Below are 23777 nucleotides of genomic sequence, written 5' to 3'. Positions count from 1 at the left end.
CTGCTCGGTCCGCGCTGGTGGAGTCAAGACTGTGCGAGTCGGAACTCGAACAGTCACAGGTGGAGCAGCATCCGGGAGTTCCCGAGCGTGTTCGGCTTGACGTAGGACAGGTCGAGGAACTCGGCGACGCCTTCGTCGGCCGACCGCATGATCTCCTCGTAGACCTCGGGGGAGACCGGGGTGCCGTCGATCTCCACGAACCCGTGGCGACCGAAGAACTCCGTCTCGAAGGTCAGCACGAACACCCGGGACAGCTGCAACTCGCGGGCGGTTTCGAGCAGCCGGTGCACCAGCCGGTGGCCGATGCCCCGGCCGAGGGCGCGCGGCGCGACGGCGACCGTGCGGATCTCCGCCAGGTCCTCCCAGAGCACGTGCAGCGCGCCGCAGCCCAGCAGCTCGCCGCCCTCCTCGGCCACCCAGAACTCCTGGATGTCCTCGAAGAGCGTGACCAGCGGCTTGGCCAACAGCACCTTGCCCGCGTACTGGTCGATGACGGCCTTCATGGCCCGCACATCACCGGTCCGGGCCCGCCGGACGTTGATCGGGTCGTTCACGGTGCCAACGTAACCCCCCGGGCCGGCCCGCGGCCGACGGGCGCTCGTCACCGGCCCGCGCACCCGCCCGCGCACCCGCCCGCACCCCGCCGCACCCCGCCCGCACCCCGCCCGCGCGACCGCGCCGCGCCCGACGCCGAACCCGGGACCGAAGTCACGGCCGTGCCCTCCGCCACGTCCGACCTCCGGCGCGGGCCGCGCTCCGCCCCGCTGACGTCAAGCGCGGTACGGACCGCCGGTTACCCTGAGCACCGTGCCTTCCCCCACCACGTCCAAGCGCGTCGCCATGCTGACCCTCGGGTGCGCCCGCAACGAAGTCGACTCCGAGGAGCTGGCCGGTCGGCTCGACGCCGGCGGCTGGCAGCTCGTGGACGACGAGCCCGACGTGATCGTGGTCAACACCTGCGGTTTCGTCGAGTCGGCCAAGAAGGACTCCGTCGACATGCTGCTGGCCGCCTCGGACAGCGGCGCGAAGGTCGTCGCCGTCGGGTGCATGGCCGAGCGGTACGGGGCGGAGCTGGCCGACAGCCTGCCCGAGGCGGACGCCGTGCTCGGGTTCGACCACTACGACCGCCTGGCCGACCGCCTGGACGACGTCCTCGCCGGTCGCCGCGTCGAGTCCCACCAGCCGGTCGACCGGCGCACCCTGCTCCCGCTGACGCCCGTGCAGCGGCCCAAGGCCGCCGAGGACGTCCAGGTGCCCGGCCACGGCTGGGGCCCGCGCGTGCTGCGCACCCGCCTGGCGGACACGCCGGTCGCGCCGCTGAAGATCGCGTCCGGCTGCGACCGGCGCTGCTCGTTCTGCGCCATCCCGAGCTTCCGGGGCGCGTTCGTGTCCCGCCACCCCGACGAGGTGGTCGCCGAGGCGCGGTGGCTGGCCGAGCAGGGCGTCCGCGAGCTGTTCCTGGTCAGCGAGAACTCCACCTCCTACGCCAAGGACCTGCCGCGCGAGCTGGGCGGCCTGGAGAACCTGCTGGAGCGCCTGGCGCAGGTGGTCGACCGGGTGCGGGTGTCCTACCTCCAGCCCGCCGAGACCAAGCCCAGCCTGGTGAAGGCGATCGCGACCACCCCGAACGTCGCCCAGTACTTCGACATGTCCTTCCAGCACTCCAGCGAGGCCGTCCTGCGGCGGATGCGCCGGTTCGGGTCCACCGAGTCGTTCCTGGGCCTGATCGAGCGGATCCGCGACCTCGCGCCGCGGGCGGGCATCCGCAGCAACGTCATCGTCGGCTTCCCCGGCGAGACCGAGGCCGACGTGGCCGAGCTGGAGCGCTTCCTCACCGGGGCGCGGCTGGACGCGGTCGGCGTGTTCGGCTACTCCGACGAGGACGGCACGGAGGCCGAGGGGCTGCCGGGCAAGCTCGACGCCGACACCGTCGCCGAGCGCGTGAACCGGATCTCGAACCTGGTCGAGGAGCTGACCGCCCAGCGCGCCGAGGACCGCGTCGGCGAGGAGGTGGTCGTCCTGGTCGAGACCGAGGAGGACGACGAGAACGACTGCGTCGGCCGCGCCGCCCACCAGGCGCCCGAGGTCGACGGCGAGTGCGTGGTCGCCGACGGCGGCGGGCTCCGCGCCGGCGACCTGGTGCGCTGCCGGGTCGACGCGGCCGAGGGCGTGAACCTGGTGGTCACCGCGCTGGAGGTGCTCCCGAGGTGACCGAGCCCGCGCGCGTGCCGGTGCTGAACATCGCCAACGTGCTGACGATGTCCCGGCTGGTGCTCGTGCCGGTGTTCCTCTACCTGCTGTTCGCCGAGGACGGCCGCGACCACCGCTGGCGGCTGGCGGCGTTCGCGGTGTTCGTCGTCGCGTCGGTGACCGACCACGTCGACGGCAACCTCGCCCGCAAGCACGGCCTGGTCACCGACTTCGGCAAGATCGCCGACCCGATCGCGGACAAGGCGCTGACCGGGGCCGCCCTGGTCGGGCTGAGCGCGCTGGGCGAGCTGCCGTGGTGGGTCACGGTCGTGATCGCGGCGCGCGAGCTCGGTGTCACGCTGCTGCGGTTCTGGGTGATCCGGCACGGCGTGATACCGGCCAGCCGGGGCGGCAAGGCCAAGACGCTCGTGCAGATCCTCGCCATCGGGCTGTACCTGCTGCCGCTGCCGGCGGGCGTCGAGGTGGTGGCGGTGGTCGCCATGTACGCGGCGGTGGCGCTGACCGTCGTCACGGGCGTCGACTACGTGGTCCGCGCGATCCGGCTGCGGGCGCGCGGCAAGCGGGCCGTGGCGGGCGCGTGACGGCCGCCGAGGTGGTCGCGGCGCTGCGGGCGCGCGGCGAGACGGTCGCCACGGCCGAGTCGCTGACCGCCGGGCTGGTGGCGGCGCGGATCACGGGCGTCGCGGGCGCGAGCGCCGTGCTGCGCGGCGGGCTCGTGGTCTACGCGACGGACCTGAAGGCGTCCCTCGCGGGCGTGGACGCCGCCCTGCTGGCCGAGCGCGGCGCGGTGCACCCCGAGGTGGCCCGGCAGCTCGCCGAGGGCGCGCGGAGCCGCTGCGGGGCCACGTGGGGCCTCGGGCTCACCGGCGTGGCGGGCCCGGACCCCCAGGACGGCGTCACCGCGGGCACCGTCCACATCGGTTTGTCCGGTCCGCCCGGTTCGTCGGTCCGCTCGATCACGGTCGGTGGCGATCGCGCCGCGGTGCGCGAGGCGGCCGTCGACACCGCCCTCGACCTACTCCTCGACCACGTCAAGATCCCCGGCCGGGACCGGTGAGCAGGGCAATCCCGGTCACACCGGCGGGCGGGCGCGGGAACTCCCCGGCGGGTTCGCTCGTTCGCTTTGGGCGGACGTGCCCGTAAGTCACTGCCCGTCGACGGGACGGGTCGGTAACGTGGTGGCACGGCCGGCCGGAAGGAGGCGCGCGATGACCGTGCTGCTACGCGAGGCGATCGGTGATCGGCTCCGCCATGCCCGCACCACCCAACGCCGCACGCTGCGCGAGGTCTCCAGGACCGCCCGCGTCAGCCTGGGGTACCTGTCCGAGGTGGAGCGTGGCCGCAAGGAGGCGTCCAGCGAGCTGCTGGCCGCGATCTGCGAGGCGTTGGACCTGCCCCTGTCGGAGCTGCTCCACCTGGTCGCCTCGGACATCGGCGCGGTCCAGCGGCCGGTGCCCAGCCCCGCCGAGCTGGCCGAGCGCGCGCAGCCCGCCGCGCCGAGCCTGGAGGGCGGCTCCCTGCTGCCCGCCGTCATCGGCAACGACCTGTCCGACCTGCGCATCCAGCCGATGCTCACGCACCGGCTGGCCACGTCGATCGGCGAGCCGCGCGGCGCCGTGGTGGCGGCATAGCCCCAGCGGCACCCACAGCCGAAGCCGAGCCGGGACACCGGCTCGGCTTCTCGTCGTGGACGCCCGGCGCGGGCGGCGGTCGCGCCGCGACGAGTCGGCACGCCGCGGGGTCGGCGCGTCCGGCCCGGCGCGGACCAGGCAGGATGGCCGTGTCCACCGAAGTTTCAGGGGTGACTCAGGGTGAACCCGGATATCTCCCCGGGTCGGTGGAAGCAGCACCGGACAACTGACACGATGGAACCAACACCGGCACCGGGTCGTTGCCGATCACGAGCGCGAGCCAGGGAAGTGCGGAGAAGGCAGGCGTAGGAGATGGCCAACCCTTTCGTGAAGGCATGGAAGTACTTCATGGCGGCTTTTTCGTCCAAGATCGACGAGCACGCCGACCCGAAGGTGCAGATCCAGCAGGCCATCGAGGAGGCGCAGCGGCAGCACCAGGCGCTGTCCCAGCAGGCCGCCGCGGTGATCGGCAACCAGCGCCAGCTGGAGATGAAGCTCAACCGGCAGCTCGGTGAGGTCGAGAAGCTCCAGGCGTCCGCGCGCCAGGCGCTCGTGCTCGCCGACGAGGCGCGGGCGAAGGGCGACGAGCAGCGGGCGACCGAGTTCGAGAACGCCGCGACGTCGTTCGCCACCCAGCTCGTCACCGCCGAGCAGGGCATCGAGGACCTGAAGACCCTGCACGACCAGTCGCTCCAGGCGGCCACGCAGGCCAAGCAGGCCGTCGAGCGCAACGCGATGGTGCTGCAGCAGAAGCTCGCCGAGCGGACCAAGCTGCTCAGCCAGCTGGAGCAGGCGAAGATGCAGGAGCAGGTCTCCTCCTCGCTGCGCCAGATGACCGAGCTGGCCGCGCCGAGCAACACGCCGTCCCTGGAAGAGGTCCGCGACAAGATCGAGAAGCGGTACACCACCGCGCTCGGCTCGGCGGAGCTGGCGCAGAACTCCGTGCAGGGCCGGATGCTGGAGGTGCAGCAGTCGACCACCCAGATGGCGGGCGCGTCGCGGCTGGAGCAGATCCGCGCGTCCATGCAGGGCGGCAAGGTCGCCGGCGAGGTGACGGCGGGCAAGCCGGGCAGCGCGTCGGCGAGCATCCAGCAGGAGATCCAGCAGCGCGTCCAGCAGGCGCAGGCCCAGCCCCAGCAGAACCCGCCCGCGAGCCAGGGCTGAGAGCGGTGTCCGCGATGGATCAGCCGAGGATGGACCCCCGGAAGGCGGCCGGCGAGATCGCGCGGCTCGTCGGTGGTCAGCTCCAGGGCCGGCTCCAGGGCGACCTGCCGGGCCGGCTCCAAGGTCACCTCGCGGACCAGGTGAAACGACGGATCGCGGCCTGGAACGACCCGCGCGCGAAACTCGACCGGCGCTACCGCCGGTCGAGCCGCGTGCTCACGTTCTGGCTGGTCGTGCTCGCGATCATGGCCGTCGTCGGCGTGTCCGCGCTGCTGGGCGCGCTGCCGGCGGTGGTGGGCGTCGGCGCGGGTGTCGGGTTCGCCGGCACCGGCGTCCTGGCGCTGCGCACGAACGCGAGGATGCGGGGCATCGACGCGGAGCGCCGCCGCCTCGCACCCGCGCCCGTGCGGCCGCCGCTGCCCGCGCGCGCCTCGGCGGCCCGCCTGCCGATGGAGCGCCTGGAGGAGGCGGAGGACACCCTGCGCGAGCTGCTGCGCCAGCTCGACTCGGCGGCGTTGACGTCGGTGCCGGCGGAGTCGGTGGTCCAGGCCCGCGAGACGGGCGCGGAGGCGGCGTCGGCGATCCGGGCGGTGTCCCACCAGCTCCAGGCGGTCGAGCGCGCCCGCGACACGGCGCCGCCGCTGGACCGTGGTCCGCTGGTGGAGGGCGTGCGCCGGCTGCGGGCGCAGCTGGACGAGGGCGTGGAGGGCTACTGCGGCCTGGTCGCGGCGGCCGGCCGCGTGCTGGCGGAGAGCACCGCGTCGAACCCGCGCCAGGTGCTGGGCGAGGCGACCGACCACCTGGCCGGCCTGGCGTCGGCGCTGCGCGACCTGTCGCGGTGGGCCTGACCGCCGCGCCCGCCCCGCGCCGTGCTTCCATCACTCATCCGGGTGATTTGAACCGGGTGGTGCCGCGCCGTGCTTCCGTCCCCCATCCGGGTGAGGCGGGTCGGGCGGCGTCACGCCGGGACACCGGTCCGCGCGTCCGGCGCGGGTGCACCGGATGACCACGTCGCGCCCCAATCTGGCACGCTCGGGGGCCGCTGTGGGCGGTGGCCCGCGGTCGGGGGCAGGGCCATCCGCACGAACACCCATTGCATCACTGCGCGTAGTCGAGTTGCGCTGAAGTACCCGGCAGCCTGGTTTTTCCTACGTCAATCGTGTGATTATCAGACCGTTATCTGGTCGCGGCCACTACATGGCGTGGCAGGATTCCGTGGTCGGACAGTGACGTCCGGCCTGGTCGCCGGGGAGGGCATTGAGTGGCGTTGTGGACCGTGCACGGCGATGGGCGCACCACCGACGGTGACGCCGTCAGCCCCCAGGAGCGGCTCAGCTGGCCGCTCACCGTGGGGTTCGGGGCCCAGCACCTGGTCGTCATGGTCGGCGCCACGATCCTCGTGCCCGCCGCCACCGGTCTGCCCGTCGGCACCACCCTGCTGTTCTCCGGCGTCGGCACGCTGCTGTTCCTCGTCATCACGCGCAACCGGGTGCCCAGCTACCTGGGCGCCTCGTTCGCGTTCGTCGCGCCGCTGGCCGCCGCCCGCAGCGAGGGCGTCGCCGCCCAGCTCGGCGGCGTCGTCGCCGCCGGCCTGCTGGTGATCATCATCGGCGTGGCGGTGAAGGCGCTCGGCGTGCGGCTCCTGGAGTCCGTCATGCCACCGGTCGTGACCGGGGCCGTCGTCATCCTCATCGGGCTGAACCTGTCGCACCGCGCGGCGACGTCGTTCTCCGTGCAGCCGCTGCTCGCCGTCGTCACGCTGGGGATCATCCTGCTGTGCGGCGTGCTCGGGCGGAAGCTGTTCTTCCGGCTGTCGGTGCTGCTCGGCGTGGTCGTCGGGTGGGTGCTCGGGTTCGCGCTCGACGTCGTCGACACGACGGCCGTAGCCGAGGCCGCCTGGCTGGGCCTGCCCGACCTGCACGCGCCGGAGCTGCGCCCGTCGGTCACGCTGCTGGTCCTGCCGGTCGTGATCGTGCTGGTGGCCGAGAACGTGGGCCACGTCAAGGCCGTCGGCGGGCTGACCGGCCGCAACCTGGACGGCAGCGTCGGCGACTCGATCATCGCCAACGGTTTGTCCACGACCCTGGCCGGGTTCGGCGGCGGTACCGGCACCACGACCTACTCCGAGAACATCGGCGTGATGGGCGTGACGAGGGTGTACTCGACGGCCGCCTACGCGGTGACCGGCGGGATGGCGGTGCTGCTGGCGTTCTCGCCGAAGGCGACCGCGGCGCTGGGCACCATCCCGCCCGGTGTCGTCGGCGGCGCGACGCTGGTGCTGCTCGGGCTGATCACACTGGTCGGCGTGCGCATCTGGACGGACAACCGCGTCGACCTCGCCAACCCCGCCAACGCCCTGGTCGGCGGCACGGCGCTGGTCGCGGGCGTCGGCGACCTCACGCTCCGGCTGGGCGACATGGAACTCGGCGGCCTGGTGTGGGGCTCGCTGCTGGTCGTCATCCTGCACCCGGTGCTGCGCTCCCTACGCGCCGCGCGACGGTAGCCCTCACGAACACCCGCAGCCGCTCCCGCGAGGCCGCGTCGGTGGTTCGCGGCGCGTGTTTCTCCGATCACGCTTTTCGATCGGCGGAACTCGCCCCGTGTGCCGCCGACTTGCCGGCGGCCGAGCCGCCCGACGGAGTCGGGCCAATCCAACACAACCTCAAACACTCTTCACGATCCGCCGCACCAGCCCCGGACCCTCGTAGATGAAGCCGGTGTAGATCTGGAGCAGGCTCGCCCCGGCGTCCAGCATCCGCTTGGCGTCGTCCGCGCTCGCGATGCCGCCCACGCCGATGATCGGCAGCTTCCCGTCGGTCTCCCGGCTCACGAACCGCACGACCTCCCGCGCCCGCGCCGCCAGCGGCCGGCCGCTCAACCCGCCCGCCTCACCCGCCAGCGCCCGGTCCGCCGGTGCCAGCCCGTCCCGCGCCAGGGTGGTGTTGGTCGCGATCAGCCCGGCCACGCCGTGCTCCGCGCACACCTCCAGCACCTCGCCGATCGCCGAGTCGGTCAGGTCGGGCGCGATCTTCACCAGCAGCGGCTTGGGCGTGCCGGACCCGGCCAGCTCCCGCGCGGTCGCGGTCAGCCCCGACAGCAGCGACGTCAGCGCCGCGCGGTCCTGGAGGCTGCGCAGGCCCGGCGTGTTGGGCGAGCTGATGTTCACCGCGAAGTAGTCGCCGTGCCGGTGCAGGGCCCGCAGCGACGCCTGGTAGTCCTCCAGGGCCTCCTCGACGGGCGTCACCTTCGACTTGCCCAGGCTGATGCCCAGCGGCACCGCAGGCGGGCCCAGCCGGTCCAGCCGGTTCGCCAGCTCCAGCGCGCCGTCGTTGTTGAAGCCCATCCGGTTGATGATCGCCTCGCTGGCGCGCAGCCGGAACAGCCGCGGCCGGGGGTTGCCCGGCTGGGCGTGCCTGGTCACCGTGCCGACCTCGATGAAACCGAACCCGAGCGCGCCCCACGCGGGCAGCGCGCGGCCGTTCTTGTCCAGCCCCGCCGCGAGCCCGACCGGGTTGGGGAAGCGGACCCCGAACACGGTGCGCTCGCCGGCCGGCGCGCGGCGCACGAACCGCGCCAGCGGGCTCAGCGCGGACAGGGCGGCGAGCGTGGTCTCGTGGACCCGCTCCGCGTCCCCGCCGTGCATCCGGAACAACGCCTTGCGCACCACGCTCTTGTAGACCACGGCGGTAACCCTAAGCGATCGGCCCTGGCTGGCAGCGCGGGCACCAGTAGGACGTCCGCTCCTGAACGCCCGCGCCCTGCCCGGCGACGCGGACCCGCGTGCCGCACCGGCGGCACGGCCGGCCCGCCCGCTCGTACACCCAGGACTCCTGGCCGCGCCCCATCAGCCCCGTGGTGTTGCGGACCGGCCGGGTGGCGTTGGCCAGCAGCAGCTTCCGGGACAGGCGCACCGCGCGGGCGGCGTCCACCCCGGAGACCGGTGTCCACGGCGACACCCCGAGCAGGAAGCACACCTCGGACTTGTAGACGTTGCCCACGCCCGCCAGCACCCGCTGGTCGAGCAGCGCGAGGCCGATCTCGCGGTCCGGGTCGGCGGTGAGGCGGGCGACCGCCTCCGCCTCGTCCTCGGCGGTCCACGCGCCCAGCAGGTCCGGGCCCAGGTGCCCCACCAGCCGCGCCTCCTCGGCGGTCGGGACCAGCTCCAGGTCGTGCAGGGCGAACCCCACGGCCACCCGCTCGGGCACCGCCAGCACCACCCGCGCCTGGTGGGCGGGCCGCCGCCACCGCTCACCCGGCCGGTAGAGGTGCCAGGAGCCGTCCATCCGCAGGTGGCTGTGCAGCGTCAGCCCGCCGGCGAACCGGGTGAGGATGTGCTTGCCCGCCGTGGCCACCCCGAGCACGTCCCGCCCGGCGAGGTCGACGGTGGCCAGCCGCGGGTGGCGCAGCTCCGCGCGCAGCAGCGTCCGCCCGGCCAGCGCCTCGTCCAGCCGCCGCCCGGTCAGGAAGACCGTGTCACCCTCGGGCACCGCTGTCGAACGCCAACCGGAGACCGAAACCCACCAGCACCGACGCGGTCAGCCGCTCGGTCCACCGCCGCACGCGCGGCCTGGCCAGCACCACCGCCGCCCGGCCCGCGAGCCACACCACGGCGACCTGCCACACCTGCCCGAAGCCGACGTGGACGCCCACCAGCAGCGCCGCCCAGCCCGCCGAGTCGCCCGAGGTCGGCAGGAACTGCGGCAGCAGGCTCAGGTAGAACACGCCGATCTTGGGGTTCAGCAGGTTCGTCGTGAACCCGACCCGCAGCGCCTGCGCGGGCGTGATCACCGGGGCGCGGGCGGGCCGCTCGGCCCGCGTGCCGCGCCACGACCGCCACAGCGCCGACCCGCCGAGCCACAGCAGGTACACCGCGCCCGCGTACCGCACCACGTCGTAGGCGAACCGGGACGCCACCAGCAGCGCCGTCAGCCCGACGACGCTCGCCGCGCCCCACACCAGGCACCCCAGCGTCGTGCCGAGGCCGCACACGAAACCGGCCTTGCGGCCACCGCCGAGCACCATGCGCAGCAGCATCATGGTGTCGAGACCGGGGGTGATCGTCATCAGCAGCGCGGCGAGGGCGAACGCCAGGAGCGCGGTCGTGCTCACGCCTCCACCGCCTCCTGGATCTCCTCGTCGTCGAAGTCCTCGTGCACCGGACGACGCCGGCTGCGGCTCAGCCGCAGTATGCGCGCCAGCAGCAGGTTGAACGCCAACGCGACCTCACGGGCGCCCGGCGTGCCCCACTCGTGGATCGGCATGCACGCGCCCTGCGCCTGCTGCACCGCCAACCGGTCCGGAAGTGCGACAGGCATCACCAACGGACCGAAGATGTCACGCAGCTCGTCGATGCGGAACTGGTGCTCGTGCGACCGCGGTCGCACCCGGTTCACCACCACGCCCAACGGCTGGAGCCGCGCGTTGTGCTCCCGTTCGGCCTGCACCGCCTCGAACGCCCGCTGCACGCCCGCCACCGCGAACATGGTGGGCTCCGTCACCAATAACGCCCGATCCGCCGCCACCAGCGCCGATCTGGTCAGCTGGCCCAGCGACGGCGGGCAGTCCAGCAGCACGAGTTGGTAGGGCTCCGCGTCGTCCTCCTCCGCCAGCGCGCGCAGCGCCTCGCGCAGCCTGCCCAGCCGCGACTCGCCCGGATCGGGGTGGTTGAGCAGCTCGGCGTCCTCCGAGCCCGACAGCACGTCCACGCCCGCGCCCCAGGTGCTGGGCCTGATCGCCGCGCGGACCTTCTCCAGCGTGGGCTCCTGGAGCACGTCGTAGATGCTGGCGTCGGTGTCGTCGGGCTCCAGCGTCGAGGTGGCGTTGCACTGCGGATCGAGGTCGATGACCAGCGTCCGGACACCGCGCCGCAACGCGGCCGACGCGAGACCCAACGCGACCGTCGTCTTACCTACGCCACCCTTGAGGCTGAGCACCGCCACCGTATGCACGATGTGCAGCCTACGGTCTCTAGGCTCTAGTGCCATGCGACCGGACGCCGTACACAGGGTGCTCGACGCCGAGCTGGCCGCCGCGCGGGAGCGCCGGGGCGGGGAACCGCCCAGGGTGCTGGACGTCGGCGGCGGCAGCGGCGTGTGGGCCGTGCCGCTCGCCGTGGCCGGGTGCGCGGTGACCGTCGTCGAGCCCAGCCCGAACGCCCTGGCGACGCTGCACCGCCGGGCGGCGGAGGCGGGCGTGCTCGACCGCGTCACGGCCGTCCAGGGCGACGCCGACGCGCTGGACGCCGACGCGTCCGCCGACCTCGTCCTCGGGCACGGGCTGCTGGAGGTCGTGGACGACGTGAAGGTCGCGCTGGCCGCCCTCGCGCGCGCCGCCGCGCCAGGCGGCGCGGTGTCGGTGCTGGTGGCGAACCGGTTCGCGGCCGTGCTGCACCGGGCGATCGCGGGCAGGCTGGTCGACGCGCGCCGGCTGCTCGACGACGGGGCGGGGCAGCCCGCCGGCGTGCGCGAGCAGGGGCAGCGGCGGTTCGACGTGGCCGGGCTGGAGGCGGCGGTGCGTGCCGTCGGCCTGGAGGTGGAGCTGCTCCAGGGCCACGGCGTGGTGTCCGACCTGGTGCCCGGCGCGGTGCTGGAGGGCAACCCCGGCGCGGCCGAGGCGCTGGCCGAGCTGGAGCTGGCCGCCGCGAGCCTGTCGCCGCTGCGCGACGTGGCGGCCCGCTTGCACGTGTTGGCCCGCCGCCCGGCCTGAGTTTGCGGTAGAACCTTGGTCGGCAGCTGCCGCCGACCGCCAGGAGTCCCGCGTGGGAGATCCGCACTTAGCCGAGGCCCGCTGATGGCCCCGGAACCGCCGTCCGGGTCGTTGGAGGGCGAGGTGCGCCGGGCCGTCGCGGGCGACCGCCTCGCCACGGCGTGGTTGCTGGCCTCGATCCGGCCGCTCGTGGTCCGCTACTGCCGGGCCAGGGTCGGGCGTCACGAGCGCTCGTTCACGTCGGCCGACGACGTGGCGCAGGAGGTGTGCCTCGCCGTGCTGACGGCGTTGCCGACGTACAAGGACCACGGGCGGCCGTTCCTGGCGTTCGTGTACGGCATCGCGGCGCACAAGGTGGCCGACGCGCACCGCGCGGCGCTGCGCAACCGGGCCGAGCCCGTGCCGGACCTGCCCGACGCGCCCAGCGAGGAGGACGGCCCCGAGCAGGTCGCGTTGCGGGTCGAGCTGTCCCGCCACGTGGCCGCCCTGCTGAAGGTCCTGCCGGACAAGCAGCAGGAGATCCTGCTGCTGCGGGTCGTGGTGGGGCTGACGGCCGAGCAGACCGCCGCGGTCGTCGGGTCGTCGCCCGGCGCGGTGCGGGTGGCGCAGCACCGGGCGCTGTCCAGGCTGCGCCGCGAGATCACCCCGCGCCGGCGGCGGCGCGGGCGCGTCGCGAGCCCCTGAGGGTGCTGCCCCGACCGGGCGGTGCTCAGTGCCGCCAGCGGGTCACGTGGGCGACCTCCTCGGGTGTGGAGTCGGCGAACCGGGCGATCTCGCCGCGCCGCACGTCGACGATGGTGTCCGCGAACTCCTCGCCGAACGCCTCGGCCAGCACCTCGTCGCGCTCGAACGCGTCCACCGCCTCCGCCAGCGAGGTGGGCAGCCTGGTCGCGCCCGCCAGGGACGGGTTCACCCCGACCGGCGGCGGCAGGCGCGCGCCGTCCACGACCCCGGCCAGCCCCGCCGCCAGCGTCGCCGCCACCACCAGGTACGGGTTGGCCGACAGGTCGTAGCACTTGACCTCCAGGTCGCGGCCCTCGACCAGGCGCAGCGCCGCCTCCCGGTTCTCCACGCCCCACACCGCGAACGCGCCCGCCCAGTGCGACGGCACCAGCCGCAGGTAGCTGGCCACCGAGGGGCTGCCGATCGCGCACAGCGCGGGCAGGCGGCGCAGGACGCCCGCGGCGAACGACTCGGCCTCGGGGGCCAGGTGGTGCGGCGCGTCGGCCGCGAACAGGTTGCGGCCGTCCCGCCACAGGCTCACGTGCAGGTGGCCGCCGTTGCCGACGCCGTCCGCGACCACCTTGGGCGAGAACGACGCGCGCAGGCCGTGCCGGGCGCTGACCGCGCGGACCGTCTCGCGGACCAGCACGGCGGTGTCGGCGGCGTGCACCGGGTCCTCGGGCGCGGTGGAGACCTCGAACTGGCCCGGCGCGTACTCGGGGTGGAACTGGAGCGCGTCGACCCCCTGCTCGACCAGCGCGGCGATCAGGTCCGCGCAGTAGTCCGACAGCTCGACCTGGCGGACGTGGCCGTAGGCGGGGCCGGTCGTGGCGGGGCGGAACAGGTCGGTGCCGGCCTGGCCGACCACCCACTCCACCTCGAACCCGGCTTGCACCTCGTAGCCGTGCCCGGCGAGGCGGTCGACGACGGTGCGGGCCAGGCCGCGCTCGTCCTGCGGGTGCGGGTCGCCGTGCTGGTCGAGGCGGTCGCCAGGGGCCCACGCCCAGCCCGGCTGGCCCGCGAGCACGGTGAGCCGGTCCAGGTCCGGGTGCAGCCGCAGGTCGCCGACCGGGCCGCCGGCGTGCCGCCCGGCGACGATCGAGTCGTCCAGCAGGAACGCGTCGAACACCGGGGACGAGCCCACCCCGTGCGCGGCGGCGTCCGGGAACCGGTGCAGCGGCACGGACTTCACCCTGGTGATGCCGCTGTGGTCGACCCAGGTGATCGCGACCGCCACGACGTCGCGCTCGGCGAGGCCCTCCAGCAGGTCGGTCGCTCGGGCGTGCCGGTGGTCGCGTTCCGCGGTGTCCATGAGGTGCGTGGTTACACCAGGTCATAGTCTTCAACAAGTGGAGCCGCTGCTGCCTTACGTCGCGGAGTTGAACCTCGTGGACCACCACTGCCACGGGGTGCTGCGGGACGACGTGGACCGGACCGGGTTCGAGGAGATGTTGACCCAGGCGGACGTCGTGAGCCCCTGGGGCACGTCCCTGTTCGACTCGTCGGTGGGGCTCGCGGTGCGGCGCTGGTGTGCGCCTTTGCTGGACCTGCCGCCGCACGCGCCGGCCGACGAGTACGTGGCGCGGCGGCGGTCGCTGGGCGCGGCGGAGGTCAACCGGGCGTTTCTCGTGGCCTCCGGGATCACGACGTTCCTGGTAGACGACGGGCTGGTGCCGGAGCGCCTCGTCGGGCCCTCGGTTTTCACCGGATCGCGTGAACACGGCGTGATCCGCTTGGAACGGCTCGCCGAAGAGGTGATCATCGAAGGCGCCACGGGCTTTCCGGATCGCGTGCGCCGGGCGTTGGAGCGCGCACCGGCCGTGGCGGCGAAGTCGATCGCGGCGTACCGGGTCGGGTTGGCGCTGTCCGGGCGGCGCCCGACCGACGCGGAGGTCGTCGCGGCGGGCGAGCGGTGGCTGGCGGCCGGCGGCGGGCGGTGCGCCGACGAGGTGCTGTCGCGGTTCCTGGTGTGGGAGGCGCTGGAGCGCGGGCTGCCGGTGCAGTTCCACGTCGGCTACGGCGACCGCGACCTGGCGCTGCACCGGGCCGACCCGTCGCTGCTGAGCGACCTGCTGCGGGCCACCGAGCCGCTCGGCGTGCCGGTCATGCTGCTGCACAACTACCCGTTCCACCGGGGCGCGGGCTACCTGGCGCAGGTGTTCCCGCACGTGTTCGTCGACCTCGGGCTCGCGACGCACAGCGTGGGCCACCAGGCGAGCCGGCTGCTGGCCGAGGCGCTGGAGATCGTGCCGTTCGGGAAGTTCCTGTTCTCGACGGACGCCTTCGGCCTGGCCGAGTTCTACCACCTGGGCGCGCTGTTCTTCCGGCGGGCGCTGTCGGACTTCCTGCTGGCCGGCCTGCGGCGGCACGCCTTCGCCGAGGCGGACGCGGTGCGCGTCGCTCACCTGATCGGGTCGGAGAACGCGCGCCGGGCCTACCGGTTGGACTAGACTGTCGAACACGCGTTCGAGCTGTGATCAAGGGTGTCCGGGGGGAGTGGTCGTGGGCCGCAGCGCCAACCTCCCGCGCGGTCTGGTCGAGCGCTTCCGGGCGCGGGGCGGCACGTGGCCGGACGACACCGGCTGCGCGCTGCTGCACGTCGACATGGACGCCTTCTACGCGTCCGTGGAGATCCGCGACCACCCGGAGCTGGCCGGCAAGCCGGTGGTCGTGGGCGGCACGGCGCACCGGGGCGTGGTGGCGTCCGCGAACTACCTGGCCCGCGAGTACGGCGTGCGGTCGGCGATGCCCACGTCCCACGCCCGCAGGCTCGCGCCGCACGCGGTGTTCGTGCCGCCGAACTTCGCCCGCTACCAGGAGGTCTCGCGCGGGGTGATGGCGATCTTCCGCGACATCACGCCGCTGGTGGAGCCGTTGAGCCTGGACGAGGCGTTCCTCGACGTCGGCGGCGCGCTGCGCCGGCTGCGGTCGAGTCCCGGCGCCGTCGCGCAGGAGATCCGGCGGCAGGTCGAGCAGGCGCACGGCATCACCTGCTCGGTCGGCGTGGCGCCCACGAAGTTCCTGGCGAAGCTGGCGTCGGGCCTGTGCAAGCCGGACGGCATGATGGTGGTGCCGAAGGCGGCCGTGCTGGAGTTCCTGCACCCGCTGCCGGTGTCGGCGCTGTGGGGCGTGGGCAAGCGCACCGCCGAGCAGCTCGACCGGGTGGGGCTGGAGACGATCGCGGACGTGGCCGCCACCCCGCTGCCGAGGCTGCGGCGGGTCGTCGGCGCGGCGCTGGCGGAGCACCTGCACGCCCTGGCGCAGGGCCTGGACGACCGGCCCGTGGTGCCGTCCACCAGGGAGAAGTCGATCGGGGCCGAGGAGACCTTCGAGGTCGACCACTTCGATCGCGCCCTGCTCAGGCGGGAGCTGCTGAGGCTGTCCGAGCGCTCGACCGCCACCCTGCGGGCGCGCGGCCTGCGCGGTCGGACGGTGTCGATCAAGGTCCGGTTCGCCGACTTCACCACGATCACCCGGTCGAAGACGTTGCGGGTGCCGACGGACGTGGCGCAGGAGGTCTACCGGACGGCGTCGGCCCTGCTGGACGAGCAGGTGCCGCCCGGCGCGGTGCGGCTGATCGGCGTGCGGGTCGAGCAGCTGGTCGAGGGCGACGGCGGCGAGCAGCTGATGTTCGACGCGCCCGAGCGCGGCTGGCGGGACGCCGAGCAGGCCGCCGACCAGGCGAGGACGCGGTTCGGCACGGCGGCGGTGCGGCCGGCCTCCCTGCTCACGAGCGCGCCGGTCCGGCCCAACGCGCCGCAGCCCGGCCCGGACCGGGCCGCCGAGCCCGGACCGCCGATCCGGGACCACTGAGCCGAGGGCCGCTGAGCCGGAAACCCCGAGCCCGGACCGCCGAGCGCGGACCACTGGGCCCGGACCGCCGAGCCCGGATTCCGACCGCGCAGCCCAGGACCGCGGGGCCGCGCCCCGCACCGCGGGCGGGCCGGCCCGGTCCTGATCTTCGGCCTTCCGACGTCCGCCGGCGGGCCGATCGGGTGGTCGCGGCGCGTGAACCGCACGGCCGCGACGATCACCGTGCACCCTGGCGGGGTGGACCGGTTCTGGGGGCTCCTCACCCCGGCCGAGCACGCCGTGCTCGGCGCGGCGGGCACGGAGCGCGAGTACACCTCCGGCGCGGTGATCTGCCACGAGGGCGAGGTCACCCGGCACGTGCTGGTGGTGCGCCGCGGCCTGCTGCGGGTCACCGCCACGAAGGCGGGCGGCGGGGAAAAGGTGCTGGCCGTGCGGGGCGCGGGCGACATCGTCGGCGAGCGCTCGGCCATCGACGGGCTGCCCCGGTCGGCCACCGTCCGCGCCCTGGGCGCGGTCCGGGCGCTCATCCTGTCCGCCTCCGCGTTCGCGTCGCTGTGCCAGCGCCACCCGCGCATCGCGTGGGCCGTGCTGACCGTCGTGGTGGCCCGCCAGCGCGACGCGGACCGCCAGCGCCTCCAGATCAGCGGCACGGCGACCCAGCGCGTGGCGGCCGTGCTGATCGACGTGGCGCTGGAGCGCGGGATCGCCGACCAGGGCGCGGTGTCGCTGAGCCAGGAGGAGTTGGCGGGCATCGCCGGCACGTCCCGCGAATCGCTCGTGCGGGTCCTGCGGTCGCTGCGCGAGGAAGGTGTCATCAGCACCGGCCGGCGGAAGATCGAAATACTCGCGGTGGAACGGCTCTACGACCTGACGACGTGACCCGCACCCCGGTTCACCTGCTCGGACCCGATTCCCGCTTGTGCGTCATCTGACGCAGAACATCGTCGAGATCCCCCCTACAAATGAACCACGCCGAGTTCAGAGGGGGAGTCATGAACCACCACGAGGAACCCGCCAAATCCCGCCGCCGGTTCACCGAACGCCTCGCCTGCACGCTGGTCTTCACCGCCGTCCAGCTCTGGTCCGCGGTCGTCATCGTCACGCAGTTGGACACGAGCGTGATCGTCTCGCTGGCCGTGGCGCTGGTGCTGGCGGGCGGCCTGGTGGCCGTGCACGACGCGTGGCGCGTGGTGCGGTCCGACCGGCGCGAGCTGGAGGCCGGCATCGAAGAGGAACTCGCTCGGCTCTAGGTCCACGCGGCGGCTCAACGAGGGGTGGCCGTCGTTTCCCTGAGGCCCTTCGCGGACGGTCGGGTCCGCGAAGGGCCTCCCTCTGCGCCGGGCTCCGATGCCGGGCTCCGATGCCGAGCCTCTGTGTCGGGCCTGGGCGCCGAACCCCGATGCCGGGCTTCGGTGGCGGGTCTGGCGGCGGGCCTGGGTGGGTGCCGGGCCTGGGTGGGTGCCGGGCCTGGGCGGCGAGCCTGGCTGCCGAGCCGGTCCGCCGCTTGTCCACAGCCCCCGAGTTGTCCACAATCCGCCAACCCCCACTGGCCCTCCCACCCTCAACCCGAAGATCGTGGACCCATGCACACCACGAACCGCACCACCATCAGCCTGGACGCCCTGGCCGCCCTGTTCCCGCACCACGTGGCCACGGCCTCCGACCTGCTCGGCCTGGGCCTGCCGCAGGAAGAACTGTCCGCCCGGTGCCGTCCGGGCGGTCCCTGGCAGCGCGTGCTGCCCGGCATCCTGCTGCTGACCGGTAAACCACCGAGCCGCCCGCAGCTCGTGCAGGCGGCCCTCCGCTACGCCGGCCCCGGAGCGCAGCTGACCGGCGCGGACGCGCTGCAACTGCACGGGATGCGCGCGGTGCCCGCCGCCGGCCCGGTGCAGGTGCTGACCACCAAGCCGGTCGAGCCGACCCCGAGGGTGCGGGCGGCACGGGTCCGCAGGCTCCCGCCGCCGGTGCTGAGAAAGGGCTTCCTGACCGCGCCGCTGGCCCGTGCGGCGGTCGACGCGGCGAGGGCGTCGCCGGATGAGGAGGCCGCGCGCGCCGTGCTGACGGGGGCGGTGTGCCGAGGGGGCGTCCGGGTGGCGGAGCTGGCCAGGGCGCAGTCGCGCGATGCCGAGCCGGTGAAGCAGATCCTGCGGGAGCTGGCGGAAGGCGTCCGGAGCGTTCCGCAGGCGTGGGCGAGGGCCGTCCTGGCCGACCTGCCGCTGCCACCGCCGAGGTGGAACGTCGAGGTGCGCACCCCCGAGGGCGTCCCGCTGGGGCGGGCGGACGCCTGGTGGGCCCGCCTCGGCCTGGCGTGGCAACTGAGCAGCCACCCGGACCACCGGCTCACCGCGGCAGGCGTGGTCGTGCTCCGAACCACACCCCAGGAACTGCGCCACGCGCCCCACACCGTGGCCCAAGCCTTGAGCGAAGCCGCCACCCAGGCCCAATCCCGCCCCCGCCCACCGGTGTCGACAACCCCAGCTCCCCCCGACCCGACCACCCCCCAACCCCCGCACCTACCGCCCCAACGCGCCCACCCCTGAAGCCACACCGACCAGAAGGCCACCCACCAACAAACCCGTCCGCCCCGCCTCGACCGCCCCGGCCTCGACCGCGCTGCCCAACCTCCACCTCCGTCGTCCGCCTCGGCTTCCGGCGGCTCCGCCTTCACCGTCGGTCCGCCTCGGCTTCCGGCGGCTCCGCCTCCTCCACCGGCCCGCCTCGGCCGTCGGCCCGGCCCTCGACCTCCGTCGGCGCGGCCGGCCAACCCGCCTCCACCGCCCACCGCCCGCCGACTGCCGACTGCCGACTGCCCGACCGCCACACCGACCAGTACTTCCGCCACACCGACCGGCACTCCCGACGCCCATCGGCATGTCCCACCACCGGGCACCGGGCATCGACACCGCGCACCGGGCACCGGAGATGTGGCACCCGGCGCGGGCCAATGCACCGGACCGCCCCCGAACCGGTCTGACTCCTGCGCGCCCGACTCCTGCCCGACCTGACTCCTGCCCGACCTGACTCCTGCCCGGTATGGGTGCAGCCCGGTATGGGTCCCGCGGAGAGCGGTGTGGCGTTCCTGACCGGGTGGGACGGCTGGTTGGCCTCGTCGGGGGATCGGACTGAGCCCGGCGTGTCGGTAGGTGAAGGCTTCGCCATCCCGAACCACGGGGGAGGGTGACAGACGGCCCCGACCGGGTGTTAGTTACATCACATGGTGGTCGTCTGAGTGTGGGTGGCGGCTTGACAACTGACCGTCGGGGCGGTTTTCGCGACCTCACGAAGGTCTGACCGTTGACCCGTGAGGATGATGGTGACCGAACGAACCGCTTAGGGGCGCGGACTGGGTAGTCGGAGAGGCCCGCGAATCGTATCCTGGTTGTGACGCCCCCAGGACGGGGCGTCCGCCGGGACCGGCGGCAAACCGTGAACACCCGGCGCCCGCGACCGCTGTGCCGGAGGAGGAGCCATGCCACTCTCCGAGCACGAGCAGCGACTGCTCGACCAGATCGAGCGTGCGCTCTACGCCGAGGACCCGAAGTTCGCATCCACCGTGCGCGGCGCCAAGCTGCGCAAGCCGTCCCGACGGCGTCGCATCCAGGGCATCGTGCTGTTCGCCGTGGGTGTGGCCCTGCTGGTGACGGGTGTGATGTTGCCGAAGCTCGCTGGTATCCCGGTGGTGAGCGTGGTCGGCTTCCTGGTGATGTTCTTCGGCGTGCTGCTCACCGTGACGACGTTGCGTCGTGGTGATCAGGGTGCCGAGGAACCCGCCGAAGAAGGAAGTCGGCCGAGCCGCAGCTCGTTCTCCCAGAAGATGGAAGAACGTTTCCGTCGACGCCTAGAGGACGAGTAGCGAACCATCCGTCGTACACGGCCCGCCTCCCGACAAAGGGGAGCGGGCCGTGCCCTATGCGCGCCCCGGCACCGCCGCCCCTCCACGAGCCCGCACAGGCACCTGCCGTCGCCACCCTGAAGCCGCTGCCTGCCCGCTGTAGGATGCCGCCCGCCCGGCCGGTCCCGCCCCGCCGGTCCCGCCCGCCGCCATGAGCCCTTGAGCCCGCAGTAGCCGCGTGCCCACCGCTGCCGGTCACCATCTGCTGCTGCCGCCACCACGTGCCGCCGCCGTCACCACGCCCCTGCGGTCACCACCCCACCGGCCGTGATCCTGCGCGGGTGGAGCCTGTGCGGGTGGCTCGTCGTCACCCGCCGGTCGTCGCCGCGTGCCAGCCACCCGAACCCGGCGGCGGACACAGGTCGGCCACGGGCATCGGGCGGGGAGAGCCAGGGTCAGTCCGCGTCGTCGGCCGGCGTGTTCGGCTTGAGCACGGAGCGCGGCAACATCTTTGCCCGCAACGCCAGCGGAGCGTTGCGGTGGAGGCTGCGGCGCACCTCCTCGAACGCCCGCGGCAGCGCGGGGTCCGCCCCGACCTGGGTGCTGTACCAGGAGCGCTCCACCGCGCCGACCACCGCGCGCAACCCGTCACGGCCCTGCTCGTCCAGGTTGTGCGCCCGCACCAGGCGTCGGGCCGCGACGCGCACGGTCTCGGTCGGTGGCACCCGCGTTCCCCGGTCGACGGACTCGGCGAGCAGTTCCCGCCAAGCCGCGTCCGCCGCGTCCGGACCCAGGCCCGCCACGGCCTGGACCCGTGTCCGCCGCCGCACCGCCCGCACGACCGCCGGGATCGCCGCCGTCAGCAAGACCGGCAACGGCGCCGCCAGCCACCACGACAGCAGCCCCACGGCGCACGTCAGCACCGTCAGCCACGCCACGCCGGCCCCGCCGGCCAGCACGGGGGCCAACCAGGACGGCGACCCGCCGGGCCGCCTGCGCCACCGCACGAACAGCAACGCCGTCAGCAGCACGCCCACGCCGATCGCCGCCAGCAACGTCACCAGGTGCCACGTCGGCACCCCTTGCGAGGCGTCCGACCGGTCGCCCTGACCCGTCGTGCCGGGTGCCGTGGTCGTAGGCCCGGTCGTCGGCGCGGTGGTCGTGGTGGTCGTCGTGGTGGTCGTGGCGGTGGTGTCGGTCTCCTCGCCGTCCGGGTTCTGCCCGGCGATGTACGGGGGCACGACGCCGCGCCCGTCGGACAGCGGCGTCGGGTCGAAGACCATCCAGCCGTGGCCGGGGAAGTAGATCTCCACCCACGCGTGCGCGTCCTGCGTCGTGATGCTCTGGGCGTCACCGGTCGGGAACCCTGCGGTGAAGCCCATCGCCACGCGGGACGGCAGGCCGATCGACCGCGCCATGATGGCCATCGCCGACGCGTACTGCTCGCAGAAGCCCCGCTTGCCCGTGAACAGGAAGTCGCGCAGGGCGTCGTTGGTCTGCGCGCCGCTGGTCTCCGTGGTGTACGTGAAGCCCTGCGTGCCGTCGGTGAAGTACCGGTGCAGCGCGGTGGCCTTGTCGAACGTCGTGCTCTCGCCGCGCGTGATCCGCCGCGCCAAATCCACGACCTCCTGGCTGACGCCCTCCGCCTCCAGGTACGTGTCCTCCACGTCCAGCGCGCCGCTCGCCCGGCGCAGCGTGTCCGCACCCGGCGACTTGAGCACCGTCGTGATCTTGTAAGTCCCGGCCTGCCTGGCCCGGACGCTGTAGACCATGCCGCGCACCGGGTCGTAGCGCCAGTTGTCGTCCACGTCGTCGAGGCGGCGCGGCCTGCCGTACACCGGCAGCCAGTTGTCCAGCCAGTTCACCGGCTCGACGCTGACCTCGACGGTCTCGCCGTCGCCGGGGTCGCCGGGCTGCGCGGGCAGGTCGCCGTTGGCCGCCACGCCCGGCGGCAGGTCCTCGCCGATGCGCCAACCCTGGGAGGGCACGTACTCGCGCAGCGTCATCGCCCGCAGGTACGCCGACTCGGGCAGGCCGCGCACCCGGAACAGCTCGCGGGTCGCGCCCTGGTTGAGCATCCCGCGCAGCTCGGTCATCGGGTCGAGGCCCAGCTTGTCCGCGCCGCCGCCGACGCTGTCACCACTGCCGGGCAACCGCCCGACCGTGCCGATCGGGGTGAACCCCACGCCCGCGAGCAGCGCGACCACCACCGCCAGCCCGGCGACGGCGGTGGCGGCCGGACCGGAGCCGCCCGGACCGGAACCCGACAGCCTGCCGCGCCACGCCTCGTGGCGGTGCTGCCCGTCGACCGCCAGCAGCAGCGCGAACGCCGCCGCGCCGAGCACGAACGTCCACAGCGGCAGCATCTCGTCGGCCAGCGACGCGGGCACGGCGAACACGCACAGCAGCACCAGCCCGGACGCGGCGGGCGCGGACGCGCTGACCGCCAGCAGGTCCACGAGCACCGCGACGAGACCGATGGCGAGCATCACCAGGCACCGCATGGCGTCGCTGTCGTCGACCGGCGGCACGCCGCCCTGCACCTCGGCGATCGCAGCGCCCAGCACCTCGAACAGGTCGGTGACCGACTGCGGTCCGGGGAGGATCACCAGCACGCCGGTCCGGGTGAAGATCGTCACCAACAGGCACAGCAGCGCGAGCACCTGGCCCAGCCCGACCAGGGGGATGGGCAGGCGGGTCGCGCGCAGCAGCACGCCGGCACCCGCGACGACGACGATCGCCACGGCCAGGTTCACCAGCCACAGCAAGCCGGAGATGACGCTCGACAGGGCGGTCGCGGCGCAAAGCGTCGCCAGGCCCGCCAGCACGGGCGTCGCGTTCACCACCCGGTTGCCGGTGGCGGTACGGCCGGCCATCAAGCCACCTCCAGGCAGGGAACGGCACGCGAAGCGCCACCGACGACATCCGCGCACAACGGGCCGACGCGACACGGCGCCCACAGATCACCCACCGCCGTAAGCGTACAGCATACGCATACAAAGTTAGGCGTACACCGCACGCAGAGGGCAATGGGCGTACGGCACACGCATATGACGGCAAGCGCACGGTGTACGCGTAGGGCGGTGATAAGCGTGCGATGTACGCGTGCGCCAGCAAGCGTAGGGCGCGCGCGAAGGGCGGAAAGCGCGCGGCGTGCGCCTGGAGCGGTGGGCGCGCGGCGTACGCCTGGGGCGGAAAGCGCGCGGCGTAGGCATGGGGTGGTGGGCGTGCGGTGTGCGCGCAGGGCAGAAGGCGTAGGGCGTGCGCCCGGAGTGGTGGGCGTACGGCGTGCGCGCAGGTCGGAACGCGTACGGCGTGCGCGCAGGGCTGAAGGTGTGTGGCGTAGGCATGGGGCGGTGGGCGTGCGGTGTGCGCGTGGAGCAGAAAGCGTAGGGCGTACGCCTGGGGCGGTGGGCGTGCGGTGTGCGCGTGGAGCAGAAGGCGTAGGGCGCGCGTCTGGCGTGGTGGGCGTGCGGTGTGCGCGTGGGGCGGAAAGCGTGCGGCGTGCGCGCAGGGCGAAAGGCGCGCGACGTATGCCTGAGACGGTGGGCGTGCGGTGTACGCGTGGGGTGGTGGGTGCTCGGTGTGCGGGTAGGACGGAAGGCGTGCGGTGTACGCCTCGGGTGGTGAGCGTGCGGTGTATGCGCTGGGGGATGAGCGTGCGGTGTACGCGTGATGGGGTGCTGCTCGCGGCGCTG

The 23777-nt window shown here is 73.8% G+C and carries 22 protein-coding genes; 15 read left to right on the top strand and 7 right to left on the bottom strand.

Translation table 11 applies throughout. The features are described 5' to 3' along the window. Positions 1-53 precede the first annotated feature (53 nt). On the bottom strand, positions 54-554 hold the full coding sequence (locus tag C8E97_RS28070; RefSeq protein ID WP_121008404.1) for an amino-acid N-acetyltransferase: 501 nt from the start codon (positions 552-554) through the stop codon (positions 54-56). A 286-nt stretch (positions 555-840) separates the two neighbouring features. On the opposite strand from C8E97_RS28070, the gene rimO reads away from it, so the two are divergent. The 7 genes from rimO (at position 841) to C8E97_RS28035 (ending at position 7509) form a co-directional block, all read left to right on the top strand. After that, positions 841-2211 carry a 30S ribosomal protein S12 methylthiotransferase RimO gene (gene rimO, locus C8E97_RS28065; protein WP_211347296.1) on the top strand — a complete coding sequence of 457 codons (1371 nt, stop codon included), beginning with the start codon at positions 841-843 and terminating at the stop codon, positions 2209-2211. Continuing rightward, a complete protein-coding gene (gene pgsA, locus C8E97_RS28060; protein WP_281275472.1) occupies positions 2208-2792 on the top strand; it encodes a CDP-diacylglycerol--glycerol-3-phosphate 3-phosphatidyltransferase in 585 nt (194 codons plus the stop codon). Before rimO ends, pgsA begins: the two co-directional genes overlap by 4 nt. Then, positions 2789-3268 carry a CinA family protein gene (locus C8E97_RS28055; protein WP_246019222.1) on the top strand — a complete coding sequence of 160 codons (480 nt, stop codon included), beginning with the start codon at positions 2789-2791 and terminating at the stop codon, positions 3266-3268. The genes pgsA and C8E97_RS28055 overlap by 4 nt, the downstream gene beginning before the upstream one ends. A 151-nt stretch (positions 3269-3419) precedes the next feature. Beyond that, positions 3420-3842: a helix-turn-helix domain-containing protein gene (locus C8E97_RS28050; protein WP_121008401.1), complete on the top strand. Its 423-nt coding sequence runs from the start codon at positions 3420-3422 to the stop codon at positions 3840-3842. Between the two features lie 312 nt (positions 3843-4154). After that, a complete protein-coding gene (locus C8E97_RS28045) occupies positions 4155-5006 on the top strand; it encodes a PspA/IM30 family protein (RefSeq protein ID WP_121008400.1) in 852 nt (283 codons plus the stop codon). 29 nt (positions 5007-5035) lie between these two features. Then, on the top strand, positions 5036-5854 hold the full coding sequence (gene pspM / locus C8E97_RS28040) for a phage shock envelope stress response protein PspM (protein ID WP_246019221.1): 819 nt from the start codon (positions 5036-5038) through the stop codon (positions 5852-5854). A gap of 413 nt (positions 5855-6267) precedes the next feature. Next, positions 6268-7509: a uracil-xanthine permease family protein gene (locus C8E97_RS28035; protein WP_121008399.1), complete on the top strand. Its 1242-nt coding sequence runs from the start codon at positions 6268-6270 to the stop codon at positions 7507-7509. Between the two features lie 159 nt (positions 7510-7668). Here C8E97_RS28035 and C8E97_RS28030 read toward each other — a convergent pair whose 3' ends face one another. Genes C8E97_RS28030 through C8E97_RS28015 form a run of 4 tightly spaced genes read right to left on the bottom strand, consistent with a single transcriptional unit; the run spans position 7669 to position 10954 of the window. Continuing rightward, the gene (locus C8E97_RS28030; protein WP_121008398.1) at positions 7669-8688 is read right to left on the bottom strand and encodes a quinone-dependent dihydroorotate dehydrogenase; all 1020 of its coding nucleotides are present in this window, start codon (positions 8686-8688) and stop codon (positions 7669-7671) included. A gap of 10 nt (positions 8689-8698) precedes the next feature. After that, complete coding sequence (locus C8E97_RS28025) at positions 8699-9493, bottom strand: DNA-formamidopyrimidine glycosylase family protein (protein ID WP_121008397.1); 795 nt, start codon at positions 9491-9493, stop codon at positions 8699-8701. Beyond that, entirely contained in the window at positions 9480-10115 is a 636-nt protein-coding gene (locus C8E97_RS28020) for a LysE family translocator (RefSeq protein WP_121008396.1), read from the bottom strand. Before C8E97_RS28020 ends, C8E97_RS28025 begins: the two co-directional genes overlap by 14 nt. Continuing rightward, positions 10112-10954, bottom strand: coding sequence for a ParA family protein (locus C8E97_RS28015; protein WP_170212015.1), 843 nt, complete (start codon positions 10952-10954; stop codon positions 10112-10114). Before C8E97_RS28015 ends, C8E97_RS28020 begins: the two co-directional genes overlap by 4 nt. A gap of 34 nt (positions 10955-10988) precedes the next feature. Here C8E97_RS28015 and C8E97_RS28010 point away from each other — a divergent pair, with 34 nt between their 5' ends. Further along, complete coding sequence (locus C8E97_RS28010) at positions 10989-11711, top strand: class I SAM-dependent methyltransferase (protein ID WP_121008394.1); 723 nt, start codon at positions 10989-10991, stop codon at positions 11709-11711. 84 nt (positions 11712-11795) lie between these two features. Next, entirely contained in the window at positions 11796-12395 is a 600-nt protein-coding gene (locus C8E97_RS28005) for a sigma-70 family RNA polymerase sigma factor (protein ID WP_121008393.1), read from the top strand. A gap of 25 nt (positions 12396-12420) precedes the next feature. Here C8E97_RS28005 and C8E97_RS28000 read toward each other — a convergent pair whose 3' ends face one another. Then, positions 12421-13746, bottom strand: a complete 1326-nt coding sequence (locus C8E97_RS28000) for a glutamine synthetase family protein (RefSeq protein WP_121008392.1) — start codon at positions 13744-13746, stop codon at positions 12421-12423. Positions 13747-13783: 37 nt separating this feature from the next. On the opposite strand from C8E97_RS28000, the gene C8E97_RS27995 reads away from it, so the two are divergent. The 6 genes from C8E97_RS27995 (at position 13784) to C8E97_RS27965 (ending at position 20100) form a co-directional block, all read left to right on the top strand. Beyond that, positions 13784-14884, top strand: a complete 1101-nt coding sequence (locus C8E97_RS27995; RefSeq protein ID WP_121008391.1) for an amidohydrolase family protein — start codon at positions 13784-13786, stop codon at positions 14882-14884. A gap of 52 nt (positions 14885-14936) precedes the next feature. Continuing rightward, on the top strand, positions 14937-16247 hold the full coding sequence (locus tag C8E97_RS27990) for a DNA polymerase IV (RefSeq protein ID WP_121012573.1): 1311 nt from the start codon (positions 14937-14939) through the stop codon (positions 16245-16247). A gap of 195 nt (positions 16248-16442) precedes the next feature. Next, entirely contained in the window at positions 16443-17126 is a 684-nt protein-coding gene (locus C8E97_RS27985; protein WP_246019219.1) for a Crp/Fnr family transcriptional regulator, read from the top strand. Positions 17127-17239: 113 nt separating this feature from the next. Continuing rightward, on the top strand, positions 17240-17497 hold the full coding sequence (locus C8E97_RS27980) for a hypothetical protein (RefSeq protein ID WP_121008390.1): 258 nt from the start codon (positions 17240-17242) through the stop codon (positions 17495-17497). A gap of 333 nt (positions 17498-17830) precedes the next feature. Beyond that, on the top strand, positions 17831-18787 hold the full coding sequence (locus tag C8E97_RS27975; protein WP_121008389.1) for a hypothetical protein: 957 nt from the start codon (positions 17831-17833) through the stop codon (positions 18785-18787). Between the two features lie 929 nt (positions 18788-19716). Beyond that, positions 19717-20100, top strand: coding sequence for a DUF3040 domain-containing protein (locus tag C8E97_RS27965; RefSeq protein ID WP_121008387.1), 384 nt, complete (start codon positions 19717-19719; stop codon positions 20098-20100). A gap of 434 nt (positions 20101-20534) precedes the next feature. On the opposite strand, the gene C8E97_RS27960 is transcribed toward C8E97_RS27965, so the two are convergent. After that, complete coding sequence (locus tag C8E97_RS27960; protein WP_121008386.1) at positions 20535-22955, bottom strand: transglutaminase TgpA family protein; 2421 nt, start codon at positions 22953-22955, stop codon at positions 20535-20537. Positions 22956-23777: the final 822 nt, after the last annotated feature.

It is taken from the genome of Saccharothrix australiensis (assembly GCF_003634935.1).
Classification (GTDB): Bacteria; Actinomycetota; Actinomycetes; order Mycobacteriales; family Pseudonocardiaceae; genus Actinosynnema; species Actinosynnema australiense.
This window is presented reverse-complemented; position numbering and strand designations above follow the sequence as displayed.

What these genes read in the sequence shown, in the direction of transcription:
- rimO (WP_211347296.1), top strand. Translation starts at nt 841, where the DNA reads ATGCTGACCCTCGGGTGCGCCCGCAACGAAGTCGACTCCGAGGAGCTG.
- C8E97_RS28050 (WP_121008401.1), top strand. Translation starts at nt 3,420, where the DNA reads ATGACCGTGCTGCTACGCGAGGCGATCGGTGATCGGCTCCGCCATGCC.
- C8E97_RS28045 (WP_121008400.1), top strand. Translation starts at nt 4,155, where the DNA reads ATGGCCAACCCTTTCGTGAAGGCATGGAAGTACTTCATGGCGGCTTTT.
- pspM (WP_246019221.1), top strand. Translation starts at nt 5,036, where the DNA reads ATGGACCCCCGGAAGGCGGCCGGCGAGATCGCGCGGCTCGTCGGTGGT.
- C8E97_RS28010 (WP_121008394.1), top strand. Translation starts at nt 10,989, where the DNA reads ATGCGACCGGACGCCGTACACAGGGTGCTCGACGCCGAGCTGGCCGCC.
- C8E97_RS28005 (WP_121008393.1), top strand. Translation starts at nt 11,796, where the DNA reads ATGGCCCCGGAACCGCCGTCCGGGTCGTTGGAGGGCGAGGTGCGCCGG.
- C8E97_RS28000 (WP_121008392.1), bottom strand. Translation starts at nt 13,746, where the DNA reads ATGGACACCGCGGAACGCGACCACCGGCACGCCCGAGCGACCGACCTG.
- C8E97_RS27980 (WP_121008390.1), top strand. Translation starts at nt 17,240, where the DNA reads ATGAACCACCACGAGGAACCCGCCAAATCCCGCCGCCGGTTCACCGAA.
- C8E97_RS27975 (WP_121008389.1), top strand. Translation starts at nt 17,831, where the DNA reads ATGCACACCACGAACCGCACCACCATCAGCCTGGACGCCCTGGCCGCC.
- C8E97_RS27965 (WP_121008387.1), top strand. Translation starts at nt 19,717, where the DNA reads ATGCCACTCTCCGAGCACGAGCAGCGACTGCTCGACCAGATCGAGCGT.
- C8E97_RS27960 (WP_121008386.1), bottom strand. Translation starts at nt 22,955, where the DNA reads ATGGCCGGCCGTACCGCCACCGGCAACCGGGTGGTGAACGCGACGCCC.